This is a genomic window from Kocuria sp. CPCC 205297 (assembly GCF_040981035.1).
GTDB classification, from domain to species: domain Bacteria; phylum Actinomycetota; class Actinomycetes; order Actinomycetales; family Micrococcaceae; genus Kocuria; species Kocuria marina.
The window spans coordinates 12,932-25,713 of the sequence record NZ_JAVKPY010000006.1; the positions used below are offsets into that span (position 1 = coordinate 12,932).

Consider the following 12,782-nt stretch of genomic DNA (forward strand, 5'->3'; position numbering starts at 1 on the left):
CCACCGCACGCATGCGCGGGCGGGATCGCGGGGACCGCGGTTCCGCCCGCGTCGTCGTGCCCGGGAACAGCGGGCGACGACGCCGCGGTGTCGGCCGAGCGACGTCGGCCTGTACCCGCGGGTGACCAGGGGGAAGGCCGGCTATGTGACGTGTTTGTGACGGTGAATCGCTGCACTGAGGGCTCGCTCGGTACGTTGGAGCGACTTGCCTCCCCCTCACCCAAGGAGCACCCATGACACCCTCCGCCGACACCCAGGACAAGGCCCCTGCCGCGGCGTCCGGCCGCGTGCGCGGACCCCGCAAGGGTACCGATCTGGGCCAGTGGAAGGTCAGCGGCCGCACGCCGCTGAACCACAACGAGGAGTTCAAAGCGGAGGAGAACTCGCTCAACGTCCGGCAGCGGATCATCGACACGTACTCCAAGACGGGGTACGCCTCGATCCCCGCGGACGACGTCCACGGGCGGTTCCGCTGGTTGGGCCTGTACACGCAGCGCAAGCAGGGCGTGGACGGTGCGTCGACCTCCAAGCTGGACGCCGAATCGCTCTCGGACGAGTACTTCATGCAGCGCATCCGCCTAGACGGCGGACAGCTGACCACGGAGCAGACGCGCGTGCTGGGTGGCATCTCCCGGGATTTCGCGCGCGGCACCGCGGACGTGTCCGATCGGCAGAACATCCAGCTGCACTGGCTGCGCATCGAGGACGTCCCCGAGATGTGGGAACGCCTGGACTCGGTGGGGCTCACGACCCTCGAGGCGTGCGGTGACACCCCCCGCGTGTTCCTGGGCAGCCCCGTGGCGGGCGTCGAGGCGGATCCGATCATCGATCCCACGTCCGAGCTCGAGGCGCTGCGCACAGAGTTCGTGGGCAACCCGGACTACGTGAACCTGCCGCGCAAGTTCAAGACCGCGATCACCGGCAGCCGCACCCTGGACGTGGTGCACGAGATCAACGACGTCAGCTTCGTGGGGGTCAACCACCCGGAACTCGGTCCCGGTTACGACCTGTGGGTGGGCGGTGCACTGTCCGTGTCCCCGCGGTTGGGGGAGCGCCTGGGGGCGTTCGTGGCGCCGGAGGACGTCGTGCCCGTGTGGGCCGGGGTCACTGCGATCTTCCGCGACTACGGCTACCGCAAGCAGCGCACCAAGGCCCGGTTGAAGTTCCTGCTCGCCGAGTGGGGCCCGGAGAAGTTCCGCCAGGTGCTCCAGGACGAGTACCTGGGTCGCGAGCTGCCGGACGGTCCCGCCCCCGAGCGCGCCGTGGGTCACGCGGATCACGTGGGGGTCCACGAGCAGAACGACGGCAAGAAGTACGTGGGCTTCGCGCTGACCGCGGGTCGCCTGAGTGGTGACGCCCTCGTGGCGCTCGCCGACGCCGCCGAGGCCGCCGGTTCCGGCCGGATCCGGTTGACCCCGCACCAGAAGGTCCTGGTGCTGGACGTGGCCCCGGAGAACGTGGATTCCCTGATCGAGGCGCTGCGCCCGTGGGGGATGCACGCCAAGCCCAGCCCGTTCCGCCGGTCCACGATCGCGTGCACCGGGATCGAGTTCTGCAAGCTCGCGTTCGTGGAGACCAAGGGTCTTGCCGCGCGGGTGATCGACGACATGGAGCAGCGCCTCCAGGATGTGGAGATCCCCACCCCCATTTCCCTGCACATCAACGGGTGCCCCAACTCGTGCGCGCGTATCCAGACCGCGGACATCGGTCTCAAGGGCCAGTACATCGGTGAGGAGTACGTGTTCCAGGTGCACCTGGGCGGCGGCCTGGCCTCCCCGGACCGCGAGGAGGGCGGTTTGGGTCGCACCGTGCGCGGGCTGAAGATCACCGCAGATGACCTGTCCGACTACGTGGAGCGTGTCACCCGCACGTTCCTCGACGAGCGCGAGGCTCACCAGAGCTTCGCCGAGTGGGCCCTGAACGCCCAGGAGGATTCACTGAAATGACCAGGACCGACACCGCAGGCAACAGCGGCGCGGCGGACGCGTCGTCGTCGTCCGCTCACACCACGACCATCGAGCAGGACCCCGCGGCCGCTTCCCCCGGACGCACCCGCTCCGTCGAGGAGCTCAAGGCGCTCGTCGAGGAGGCGCAGCAGCGCTTCGGACTGCGGGATGCGGACCCGGACGAGGTGCTCGCGTGGGCCGCCGAAACCTTCGGGAAGAAGCTCGCGGTCGCGTGCTCCATGGCCTCTGACACCGTGGTCCCCGCCCTGGTGAGCAATCACGTCAAGGATGTGGACGTGCTCTTCCTGGAGACGGGCTACCACTTCCCGGAGACTCTTGAGACCCGCGATCGCTTCGCCTCGGACTGGCCAGTGAACGTGCGGACCCTGCTGCCCGAACTGACCGTTCCCGAGCAGGACGCCAAGTACGGTCCCAAGCTCCATGACCGTGACCCGGGCCTGTGCTGCGGGATGCGCAAGGTTGCGCCGCTGGACAAGGCCCTGGCCGGGTACGAGGCCTGGGTGACCGGGCTGCGACGCGAGGAGACACCCCACCGCGCGAACGCCGCGCCCGTGGAGTGGGACGAGCACCACCAGATGGTCAAGCTCAACCCCGTGGTGGATTGGAGCTTCGACCACGTGGTCGATTACGCCGAGCAGAACCTCGTAGTGGTCAACCCGTTGCTGGGCCAGGGTTACCCGTCCATCGGGTGCGCACCGTGCACGCGCAAGGTCGCACCCGGAGAAGACCCCCGCGCCGGTCGTTGGTCCGGTGTGGGCAAGACAGAATGCGGGATCCATCTATGACCACGACCACCTCCGAGTCCGTGACACTCTCCCAGCTGCAGCGTCTCGAGGCCGAGTCCATCCACATCTTCCGCGAGACCGCGTCCGAGGGCGAGCGCCCCGTGCTGTTGTTCTCCGGCGGCAAGGACTCGGTGGTCATGCTTCACCTGGCCGCCAAGGCCTTCTGGCCGGCACCCATCCCGTTCCCCGTGCTGCACGTGGACACCGGGCACAACTTCCCGGAGGTCCTGGAGTTCCGGGATCGCACCGTGGAGCGGTTGAAGATCCGTCTGGAGGTCGCCAAGGTCCAGGACTACATCGACGACGGCCGCCTGGCCGAGCGCCCGGACGGCACCCGCAACCAGTTGCAGACCGTTCCCCTGCTGGACGCGATCGCGGAGGGCAAGCACGACGTCGTCTACGGCGGCGCCCGGCGTGACGAGGAGAAAGCCCGCGCCAAGGAACGCATCATCAGCCTGCGCGATGAGTTCGGTCAGTGGGATCCGCGTAACCAGCGCCCCGAACTGTGGAGCCTGTACAACACGCGCCACCGCCCCGGTGAGCACGTGCGGGTGTTCCCGCTGTCCAACTGGACCGAGTTGGACATCTGGTCCTACATCACCGAGCAGGGCATCGACCTGCCCCCGCTGTACTACGCCCACGAGCGGGACGTGATCAGCCGCGACGGGATGTGGCTCGCCGTGGGTGAGTACGTGAGCCCGCGGGAGAACGAGACCGTGGAGCAGCGCACCGTGCGCTACCGCACCGTGGGTGACATGAGCTGCACGGGTGCCGTGGAGTCCCCGGCCACGACCGCGGAGGAGGTGCTGGCTGAGGTCATGACCAGCACCCTCACCGAACGCGGGGCCACCCGCGCGGACGACCGCGTGTCCGAGGCCGCCATGGAGGACCGCAAACGAGAGGGCTACTTCTAGAGATGAGCACCGAGAACCGAGCAAGCCTGCTGCGGATCGCCACGGCCGGCAGCGTGGACGACGGCAAGTCCACGCTCGTGGGCCGCTTGCTGCACGACACCAAGAACATCCTGGTGGACCAGCTCGACGCGATCGAACGGGTCAGCCAGTCCCGCGGCCTGGACGCCGCGGACCTCGCGCTGCTCACGGACGGGCTGCGGGCCGAACGCGAGCAGGGCATCACGATCGACGTGGCCTACCGCTACTTCGCGACGCCCGCGCGCAGCTTCATCCTCGCGGACTGCCCGGGGCACGTGCAGTACACGCGCAACACCGTCACGGGTGCCTCCACCGCGGACGCGCTGATCGTGCTCGTGGACATCACCCACGGGATCATGGAGCAGACCCGGCGCCACTTGGCTGTCGGGGCCCTGCTGGGGGTGCCGCACCTGATCGTCGCGGTCAACAAGATCGACCTGTTGCCCGATGCGGAAGAAGCGTTCCGGGAACTGAGCGGACAGTTGCACGAACTCGCGGACGAACTGGGTGTGCTGGACCTGCGGATCATCCCGGTCTCCGCGCTGCGCGGCGACAACGTGGTCGAGGCCTCCCAGGACACCCCGTGGTACGACGGTCCGTCCCTGCTGAGCTGGCTCGAGAACCTCCCGGACTCGTCCGAGCTCACCCAGGCGGAACGGTTCGCGCTGCCCGTGCAGTGCGTCATCCGCCCGCAGTCCGCCGCACTGTCCCCGGAGTTCGTGGACTACCGCGGCTACGCGGGCCAGATTGCCTCCGGTTCGGTGGCCGTGGGGGACGAGGTCGCCGTGCAACCGGCCGGGCGCACCACCACGGTCGAGCGCATCGACGTGGCCGGGGCTCCCGCCGAGTACGCCGTGGCCGGGCAGTCCGTGACCCTCGCACTCGCGGACCAGATCGACATCACGCGCGGTGACCTGATCGCGGAACCGGCCGGTGCGCCGTCGGGCACCAAGTCGGTGGAGGCCGTGGTGTGCTGGCTCGACGACGAGAAGCCCCTGCGCGAGGGCCAGCGCGTGCTGCTCAAGCACACCACGCGCGTGGTGCGCGGGATCGTGGGCTCGCTCGACGGGAGGCTGAACCTCGAGAGCCTCGCCGCGGAATCGGTGGAGTCGTTCGAGCTCAATGATATCGGCCGGGTGACCGTGCGCGTGGCCGAACCGCTGTTCACCACTGCGTACACGCAGTCGCACGCGCTGGGCTCGTTCCTGCTCATCGACCCACAGTCCGGTCGCACGCAGGCCGCGGGCATGGTGCAGGACGACAGCGTCAACACCCCGGGTGTGCTGGGTAACCTCCGCGCGGACGCGGGGGAGTGGGCCATCTGAGCCATCCCTGAGTGACCTTTGCGGCCCCGGTCCACGTCGTCGACGACGGCGCGACACCGGGGCCGCTGTGCGTGTCGGTGCCGGTCGGTACGCTCTGGAGCGTGATCAGCCCCAGCCACGTCTCGGCCACCGCCGTCCTGCGCGCCCTCGCGATGCGCGGGATGGAACACCTCGTGGTGTCCCCGGGGTCGCGTTCCGCGCCGCTGGCATATGCCGCGGCCGCAGCGCAGGCCAGCGGCGCACTGTCGGTACACGTGCGGATCGACGAGCGCGACGCCGCCTTCACCGCCCTCGGCATCGCCCGCTCCACGGGCCTGCCGTGCGCCGTGGTGACCACGAGCGGGACGGCCGTGGGTGAGCTGCTCCCGGCGGTCATGGAGGCCTCCCACGCGGGGGTCCCCCTGGTGGTGCTCAGCGCGGACCGCCCGCCCGAACTGCGCGGGACCGGCGCGAACCAGACCACGCGGCAACCCGGGATGTTCGCCAACTTCGTGCGCGCGGCCGTGGACCTGCTACCCCCGGACGATCCGCAGTTGTCATGGCCGCAGCAGTGCGAGGACGTGGAATCGTTGCTCGATCACGTCCTGGCCGCCCTTCCCGGCGATGAGCAGGATCCGCCCGGACCCGTGCATGTGAACGTGGCCCTGCGCGATCCGCTGTACCCCGTGTGCGACGACGACCACCGTCACCTGCGCAGCTGGGCCCGCGACCTCGCGAGTGAGGTGCGGCCCGTGCGTTCCGGGGGTGCCGCGCGGATCCGGGTGCACCCGTGGTCGGTGCTCCTGGAGCCGTTCCTCCCGCCCGCCGAGTCGGTGCGAATCGCGGAGTCGGCGCCATGGAACGAGCCCGTGCGTGTGACTTCCGAGGCCGACGGCGCGGATATGCGTTCCAATGCCGCGCGGCGGGTGTCTTCCGACTCTGAGTCTTCGGCGCCCCCGGCACCCTCGGCGACCGCGGGCACCGCGCATCCCCTCATCTTTGCCGGCGACGGCGCGGGGCCTACCACCGAGCGTTTCGCGCTGGAGCATTCGTTGCCCCTGCTCGCCGAGCCCTCGTCCCAGGCGCGCGCGGGAGAGGCCGCCATCGCGTCCTACGAGAGCGTGCTGGACTCACCCCTCGGTGAGCGCGTGGACTCGGTGATCCTCGTGGGCCGCCCGACCCTGAGTCGCCGTGTCTCGGCGCTGCTCAAGCGCCCCGACGTGCGGGTGATCGCCGTGCGACCCGATCCCTCCCCGTGGTTCGAGCACGGCAGGCGCCCCGAGGACGCGGTGGGCTCGTTCGAGGAGGCAGCGAGCGCCGTCGGACCCGCGGAACCCGGGTGGCTCGAGGCGTGGCGCGAGGCGGGAGCCGCCGCCGACGCCGCGGTGCTGCGGTTCGCGGACGACCAACCCTCGCTGACGCGCCTGCACGTAGCGCGGGCGGTGTGGGACGCAGCGTGCGCGGACGGGTCGGTACTCGTGGCGGGGTCCTCCAACATCGTTCGGGACCTGGATCTCGTGGCCCGCGCCCGGGGGCCCTTGGCGGTGATCGCCAACCGCGGGCTCGCGGGGATCGACGGGACCGTGGCCACCGCGCACGGCGTGGGACTGGGGACGGGGCGGCCCGTGCGTGCCGTCATGGGGGACCTGACGTTCCTGCACGACGCCGGGGGACTGCTCCTGGGACCCGGCGAACGCGTTCCGGACCTGCACATGATCGTGGTCAACGACTCCGGCGGCGGGATCTTCCAGACCCTGGAACACGGGGACCTGGGCCGGGACCCGCGTTACACCGCGACCGTGGAGCGCTTCTTCGGAACCCCCCACACGGTGGGGATCGCGGAGCTGTGTGCGGCGTACGGGGTCCAGTACGTGACCGCGGACACCGCGATCGAACTCGCCGCCGCGCTCGCCGCACCCGTGGCCGGCCGGCGGGTCATCGAGGTCACACTGGACCGGCAGAGCCTGCGGGACTTCAACGTGGCCGCCAGGGACGCCGGTGCGCGAGCGGTGCGGGAGTACCTTGAGGGCGAGCCCTCCGAACGGGAGCCTCGCGCGGGGGAGTGAATGCCACTCGGCGCTCACATGTTTTTCACCGTTCGCCGTGCGTACCGTCCCGGGCCGGCCGCGGCCGTATGCGCCGCCCATGGTGTCCGGGGCGCTCGTTAGCATGGCGTCATGACTGAGCAGAGCACTCACACGACCACCGTCCGCACCGCGCTCGTCACGGGCGCCACCCGTGGCATCGGCCGGGCCATCGTGCAGGACCTCGCACGGGACCACATCGTCTTCGTGGGCGGACGTTCCGCCGCCGACGTCCAGCGGGTCCGCGACGAACTCGCCGGGCTGGGTCCGGGGACCCGGGCGTTCACCGCGGACGTGAGCTCGGACGAGGAGGTCGCCGAGGCGTGGGAACCCCTGCGGGACGAGTTCGAGGGGCTCAACGTGCTGGTCCACTCGGCCGGGATCGCACCGCAAGCGCGAGTGGAGGAGGCCACGCGGGAGCAGTGGGAGCGGATCTTCGACGTCAACGTGATCTCCGCGGCCCAGCTGACCCGGTTGACCCTGCCCCAGCTGCGCGTGGCCGGCGGTGACGTCGTGGCCATCAACTCGGGCTCGGGGTTCACCTCGGGCCCGTCGGCGGCGCTGTACTCCGGGACCAAGTTCGCCCTGCGCGCCCTGACCGACGCGCTGCGCGAGGAGGAACGCGAGAACGGCGTGCGCGTGAGCTCGGTGCACCCGGGGCGCGTGGCCACGGACATGCAGGAGGAACTGCAGGCGTACATGGGCAACGAGTACCACCCCGAGGACTGGATCCGCCCCGAGCAGATTGCCGCGGCGGTGCGCACGGCAGTGGACGCCACGCGGGATTCTCAGGTCGAGGTGATCTCGGTGCGGCCCTCCGGGATGGTGAACCGGGGCTGACCGCGGTTCATCGCCTCCCGCAGGGGCCGCTCATGACGTCGTGATCGGGCGCGGTGATCGGCGGCATGCTCGCCTCCAAGCTCGTGGACCGTTCGGGCCCGCAGCGCATCGTGGCCACCACGTTCTTGCTCGCGGCCATCACCCTGGCGCTTATGACCATCGCGTTCCCGCTGCCGGTGCTGTTCATCGTCATCGCGATCGCCGGTGTGGGCACCCTGGGTACCCAGGTGCTGATCTACGGCTTCACGTCCAACGACTACACGACCAACGCACGTGCCGCCGGCGTGGCCTGGGCCTCCGGCTCCGGCCGCCTGGGCGGGATCTTCGGCCCGCTCATCGGCGGGTGGCTCCTGGCCGCCAACCTGGGAGGAGCCACCGCGTTCTACATCTTCGGTGCCGTGGCCCTGTTCGGTGCGCTCGTGACCATCCTCGTCCCGAGTCAGCGCACGGTGGAACAGGCCAAGGCCAAGGCCGAGGAGATCCTCGAGACCCAGGACATCCCGGGGTCCGCCACCGACATCCCTGTCACGGATCGCGTCTGATCCACCGATCCGGTCGGGCACCCGCTCGGCACCCGTGTTCCACCACGACGGCGCCGCTGTTCTTCCCGAACAGCGGCGCCGTCGTCGTGTGCTTCCACGCGGCGTCGAGCGCCCCGCCCATTGCTGCGGGATCACGGGGGCGGGGCCCCCGTTGCACGGGAGTCGGCGGGCGGATTACTCCGGGGTGTCCACCGTGGTGGGGTTGAGGACCCGGGAGAGGAACGTGCGGGTGCGCTCGTGCTGGGGTGAGCCGATGACCTCGCGGGCGGGGCCCTGTTCCACGACCACGCCGCCGTCCATGAACACCACGCGGTCGGCGACGTCGCGTGCGAAGGACATCTCGTGGGTCACCACGAGCATGGTCATCCCGTCATCCGCGAGTTGGCGCATGATCGCGAGGACGTCGCCCACGGTCTCGGGATCGAGAGCGGAGGTGGGCTCGTCGAACAACATCAGATCGGGGTCCATGGACAGCGCCCGGGCGATCGCCACGCGCTGCTGCTGACCGCCGGAGAGCTGGGTGGGCCGCTGGCCGGCCTTGGCCTCCAGACCCACGCGTTCCAGGTTCGCCAGGGCGATGCGCTTGGCCTCCTCCTTGGAGCGCTTGAGCACCTTGACCTGAGACACCGTGCAGTTCTCGAGCACGCTCAGGTGGGGGAACAGGTTGAACTGCTGGAACACCATGCCCACGCGGCGGCGCATGGCGTCCACGTCCAGATCTGGGTCCGTGACCGTGAACCCGCCAACGGAAATGGTCCCGGACTGCGGGGACTCCAGGAGGTTGAGGCAGCGCAACAGGGTGGACTTGCCGGAACCGGAGGGCCCGATCAGACACACGACCTCACCTGTGGCCACGTCCAGATCGATCCCGCGCAGCACTTCGAGGTCCCCGTAGGACTTGTGCAGCTCGCGCACGTGCACCGCGGCGGAACCGGAGTGGCCCCGGCCGGACGCGGCAGCGGCGTCGTCGGAGGACGCGCGAGATACACCCGGGGGCCGGACAGCGGAACGGCCCGGACCGGTCGCGGCAGAGCTGGGACCTGCAGTAGAGGCGGCGTCGTGCTGGGAACCCCGGGCGGGATCCGCCCCGGGGGTCGCCGACGGGTCGGAGGATGCGGGATCGGGGGAGGCTGCGGAAGTGGACACTGGGAGCTCCTAGGACTTCTTGACCCGGTCGGTCTTGGTTTCGAAGTGGCGGGACAGAAGCCCCAGCGGCACGGTGATGATCAGGTAGCAGATGCCGGCCACGACGAGCGGGGTCAGCCCGGCACCGGCGTCGGAGATGCCTTCGCGGCCGAACTTGGTGAGTTCGTACTGCTGCACGCCCATGCCCAGCAGATAGACCAGGGAAGAGTCCTTGGTCAGCAGGATGACCTCGTTGGTCAGCGGCGGCAGGACGATGCGCAGGGCCTGGGGGATCACGATCGTGACCATGGCGCGGGTGTGGGACATGCCCAGGGAGCGGGCAGCCTCGTACTGCCCCGGGGGCACGGCCTGCAGACCTGCGCGGAGGGACTCGGCGATGTACGCGGCGGCGACCACGCCGAGCGCGATCATCACGGTCACGTAGTGGTTGAAGCGGAAGCCGAAGGCCAGGGGGATGCCGTAGCCCAGGGCCAGGAACACGAGCAGCGCGGGCACGCCGCGGAAGAACTCAATGTAGAGGGTCGCGATCCACCGGTAGGGTGCCACGGAGGAGAGCTTCATGAGCGCGAGGACCACACCCAGGGTCAGGCCCACCACGAAGCCCAGGACCGTGTAGATCAGGGTGTTCTTCAGCGCCACGGTGATGATCCCGGGGAACTGGTTCAGTGCGACCTCGGGGTTGAACACGCGCTGGTAGAGCACGTTCCAGTCCGCGAGGAACACGAGTGCTACCAGTACGACGACGAGTACGGCGTACTGGATGCCCCGCGACAGCTTGGCTCGCTGCCGGGTGGTCATGGCCATGGATGTCTCCCTGTCCGTGGGTTGCCCACATATGCGTGCCGGGCGGTGTCACACCGCCCGGCACGGATGTCCTGCTCTCGGGGAGTGGAGCCTACAGGCCCATCCACTCCTTCTTCATCTTGTCCATGGTGCCGTCGCTCGTGATGCGGTCCAGGGTCTTGTTCACGGAGTCGAGGATCTCGGTGTTGCCCTTCTTCACGGCCACGCCCAGGTTCTCGTTGGTGTCCACGGTCTGCACGACCTCGAGGTCCGGGTTGTCCTTCGCGCGCTTGGACAGCGTGGAGATGTTCCCGGACACGGCCTGCACGCCACCGGACTCGAGGGACTGGAACATGAGCTCCACGTCCTCGAACTGCTGGGTCTTCAGGTGCTTGTCCTTGGCGAACTGCTCACCGGAGGTGGCCTGCTGTACGCCCACGGTCTTGTCCCCCACGGAGTCGAAGCCGCGGATCCCGGAATCCTTGGTGGTCAGCAGGGCGATCTGATCGTTGAAGTACGGCTTGGAGAAGTCCACGGACTGCTTGCGGGCGTCCGTGATGGTGATCCCGGAAATGGCGGCATCGCACTGGCCGGTGTCCAGCGCCGCTCCGGACTCGAGGGTCTCGAAGTTCGCCTGCACCACGTTCTTCTCCCGGCCCAGGTCCTTGGCGATCTCGTCCCCCAGGGACATGTCGAAGCCCACGATCTTGCCGTCCTTCTCGAACTCGAACGGCGGGTACGGAGAGTTGGTGCACACGGTGAACGTGTCGGAGCCACCGGCCTGGGAGCCGCCCCCGGAGGTCGATTCACAACCGGTCAGTGCCAAGCCTGCGGCGGAGAGGACGGCGAGCGCGGGAACGAGTCGGCGCAGGGTTGACATGTGTGCTCCTCGGGGAGATGTGGGGTTCCGGGTGAAACTCGTGGCGATTTTACTACGGGGTGCCCGGATCGGCCCGGAATCCCTTTACTCCCGGTCCCACCGTGCGGGCAGGGACTCGAGCATGGGGCGCAGTTTCGCCCAGGTCTCGGCGAGCTCGGCACGCGGATCGGATTCGGCCACGATCCCGCAGCCGGCGCTCACGCGCGCCCGGTGCGCGTCCAGCTGCACGGCGCCGCGCAGGGCGATGCCCCACTCGCCGTTACCCGCGCCGTCGAGCCAGCCCACAGGGCCGGCGTAGAGCCCACGGTCCATGCGTTCGAGGTCCTCGATCACGGCCCCGGCGGTCTCGGTGGGCGTCCCGCACACCGCGGCGGTCGGGTGGACGGCCTCCGCGAGTTCGAGGGCCGAGGGCAGGGTCCCGTCCACGCCCGCACGCAATTGCGCGGTGACGTCCGACGCGAGATGCCACACGTTCGGCAGCGCCAGGATGAAGGGGTGCTCGCCGCCGGAGACCTCATCCGCGTACGGGGACAGCCCCGTGATCAGAGAGTCCACGGCGAAGCGGTGTTCGCGCTGTTGCTTCTCGGACCCGCCCAGCTCGGTACCGGCGAAGTCCTCGGGGTTGGCGCCGTCCGGCAGGTCCTGGCGGTCCAGGGTCCCGGCGAGCACACGGGCCGTGGCGGTGCCGCGATGCACCCGGATGAGCATCTCGGGGGTCGCGCCGAGCAACCGGCCCGCACCCTCCCCGTCGTCCGGGCCCTCCTGCTCGGAGCCTTCCTGCTCCGGGCCCAGGCGTACGCAGTACGTCCAGCACGTGGCGAAGCGTTCGCTCAACCGCCCCAGCACCGCACCGAGTTCGATGGGCCGCCCGGTGTCCACGACCACGTCCCGCGCGAGCACGAGCTTGTCGAGCTCCCCCGCGCGGATCATCCCCACGCCGTCCGCGACGGCCTCCATCCAGCGCTGTTCGTCCAGGGTCCCGGGCACGGCCGTGGGGTACGACGACGCCGCTGCGTCCGGTTCCTCGGGCCGCGCCACCGCGGGTGCGGCGCGCACGAGGCGACGCCACGCGGCGTCGACGTCCTCGACCGTGGGTTCGGACGGTCCGGTGGAGATCAGGGTGAGCCACGCGCCATGGGCGTCGGTGCCGATCACGAGCTCGGGGACCATGAGCCCGGAGTCCACCGTGGAGGACGGCGCGAACGCGAACGCCCCGAAGGCCAGCAAACCGGTGCCGGGGCGCTGCACGGAGTCATGCACGGTCGCGTCCTGGCGAAGCTCGTCCCACCACACGCGCGCGGAGGTGAACCGGGTCCCGCCCCGCACGCGGTAGGCCGCCACGCGACCGAGGCCGACGATTCCCTTGCCGCGCATGATCCACGTGGCCGGGTCCGCGCTGCCCAGCAACCGCCGGACGTCTGGGTTGCGGGCGAACTCCGCGGCCGCGGGAACTTCGGACAGGGGAAGGGTGAGCGCACTCAGGCGGGGTGCGGGGAACTCGGGTGTCATCGCCCTCAAG

General features: G+C 69.7%; 11 protein-coding genes. 7 read left to right on the forward strand and 4 right to left on the reverse strand.

Annotation, left to right across the window (positions count from 1 at the left end; genetic code table 11):
• Nucleotides 1-233: 233 nt before the first annotated feature.
• From RF650_RS06655 to RF650_RS06685, 7 genes are all read left to right on the forward strand, one after another.
• Nucleotides 234-1,946, forward strand: coding sequence for a nitrite/sulfite reductase (locus RF650_RS06655; RefSeq protein WP_064846686.1), 1,713 nt, complete (start codon nt 234-236; stop codon nt 1,944-1,946).
• Nucleotides 1,943-2,752: a phosphoadenylyl-sulfate reductase gene (locus RF650_RS06660; RefSeq protein ID WP_242670598.1), complete on the forward strand. Its 810-nt coding sequence runs from the start codon at nt 1,943-1,945 to the stop codon at nt 2,750-2,752. Before RF650_RS06655 ends, RF650_RS06660 begins: the two co-directional genes overlap by 4 nt.
• Nucleotides 2,749-3,666, forward strand: a complete 918-nt coding sequence (gene cysD / locus RF650_RS06665) for a sulfate adenylyltransferase subunit CysD (RefSeq protein WP_239317983.1) — start codon at nt 2,749-2,751, stop codon at nt 3,664-3,666. The genes RF650_RS06660 and cysD overlap by 4 nt, the downstream gene beginning before the upstream one ends.
• Before the next feature lie 2 nt (nt 3,667-3,668).
• Entirely contained in the window at nt 3,669-5,009 is a 1,341-nt protein-coding gene (locus RF650_RS06670) for a sulfate adenylyltransferase subunit 1 (protein WP_368814464.1), read from the forward strand.
• 101 nt (nt 5,010-5,110) lie between these two features.
• The gene (gene menD, locus RF650_RS06675) at nt 5,111-7,054 is read left to right on the forward strand and encodes a 2-succinyl-5-enolpyruvyl-6-hydroxy-3-cyclohexene-1-carboxylate synthase (protein ID WP_368814465.1); all 1,944 of its coding nucleotides are present in this window, start codon (nt 5,111-5,113) and stop codon (nt 7,052-7,054) included.
• 111 nt (nt 7,055-7,165) lie between these two features.
• Nucleotides 7,166-7,912, forward strand: coding sequence for an SDR family oxidoreductase (locus RF650_RS06680; protein WP_368814466.1), 747 nt, complete (start codon nt 7,166-7,168; stop codon nt 7,910-7,912).
• A 53-nt stretch (nt 7,913-7,965) separates the two neighbouring features.
• Nucleotides 7,966-8,454, forward strand: coding sequence for an MFS transporter (locus RF650_RS06685; RefSeq protein WP_368814467.1), 489 nt, complete (start codon nt 7,966-7,968; stop codon nt 8,452-8,454).
• Nucleotides 8,455-8,628: 174 nt separating this feature from the next.
• On the opposite strand, the gene RF650_RS06690 is transcribed toward RF650_RS06685, so the two are convergent.
• The 4 genes from RF650_RS06690 to RF650_RS06705 form a co-directional block, all read right to left on the reverse strand.
• On the reverse strand, nt 8,629-9,375 hold the full coding sequence (locus tag RF650_RS06690) for an amino acid ABC transporter ATP-binding protein (RefSeq protein WP_064846722.1): 747 nt from the start codon (nt 9,373-9,375) through the stop codon (nt 8,629-8,631).
• Nucleotides 9,376-9,609: 234 nt separating this feature from the next.
• A complete protein-coding gene (locus RF650_RS06695) occupies nt 9,610-10,404 on the reverse strand; it encodes an amino acid ABC transporter permease (RefSeq protein WP_064846689.1) in 795 nt (264 codons plus the stop codon).
• Nucleotides 10,405-10,495: 91 nt separating this feature from the next.
• A complete protein-coding gene (locus RF650_RS06700; RefSeq protein WP_368814468.1) occupies nt 10,496-11,263 on the reverse strand; it encodes an ABC transporter substrate-binding protein in 768 nt (255 codons plus the stop codon).
• Nucleotides 11,264-11,347: 84 nt separating this feature from the next.
• On the reverse strand, nt 11,348-12,772 hold the full coding sequence (locus tag RF650_RS06705) for an isochorismate synthase MenF (protein WP_098054813.1): 1,425 nt from the start codon (nt 12,770-12,772) through the stop codon (nt 11,348-11,350).
• Nucleotides 12,773-12,782 lie beyond the last annotated feature (10 nt).

Bases quoted from the DNA above. Each gene is read 5' to 3' on its own strand.
- RF650_RS06680 (WP_368814466.1), top strand. From the start codon at position 7,166: ATGACTGAGCAGAGCACTCACACGACCACCGTCCGCACCGCGCTCGTC.
- RF650_RS06705 (WP_098054813.1), bottom strand. From the start codon at position 12,772: ATGACACCCGAGTTCCCCGCACCCCGCCTGAGTGCGCTCACCCTTCCC.
- RF650_RS06655 (WP_064846686.1), top strand. From the start codon at position 234: ATGACACCCTCCGCCGACACCCAGGACAAGGCCCCTGCCGCGGCGTCC.
- RF650_RS06670 (WP_368814464.1), top strand. From the start codon at position 3,669: ATGAGCACCGAGAACCGAGCAAGCCTGCTGCGGATCGCCACGGCCGGC.
- RF650_RS06660 (WP_242670598.1), top strand. From the start codon at position 1,943: ATGACCAGGACCGACACCGCAGGCAACAGCGGCGCGGCGGACGCGTCG.
- RF650_RS06695 (WP_064846689.1), bottom strand. From the start codon at position 10,404: ATGGCCATGACCACCCGGCAGCGAGCCAAGCTGTCGCGGGGCATCCAG.
- cysD (WP_239317983.1), top strand. From the start codon at position 2,749: ATGACCACGACCACCTCCGAGTCCGTGACACTCTCCCAGCTGCAGCGT.
- RF650_RS06700 (WP_368814468.1), bottom strand. From the start codon at position 11,263: ATGTCAACCCTGCGCCGACTCGTTCCCGCGCTCGCCGTCCTCTCCGCC.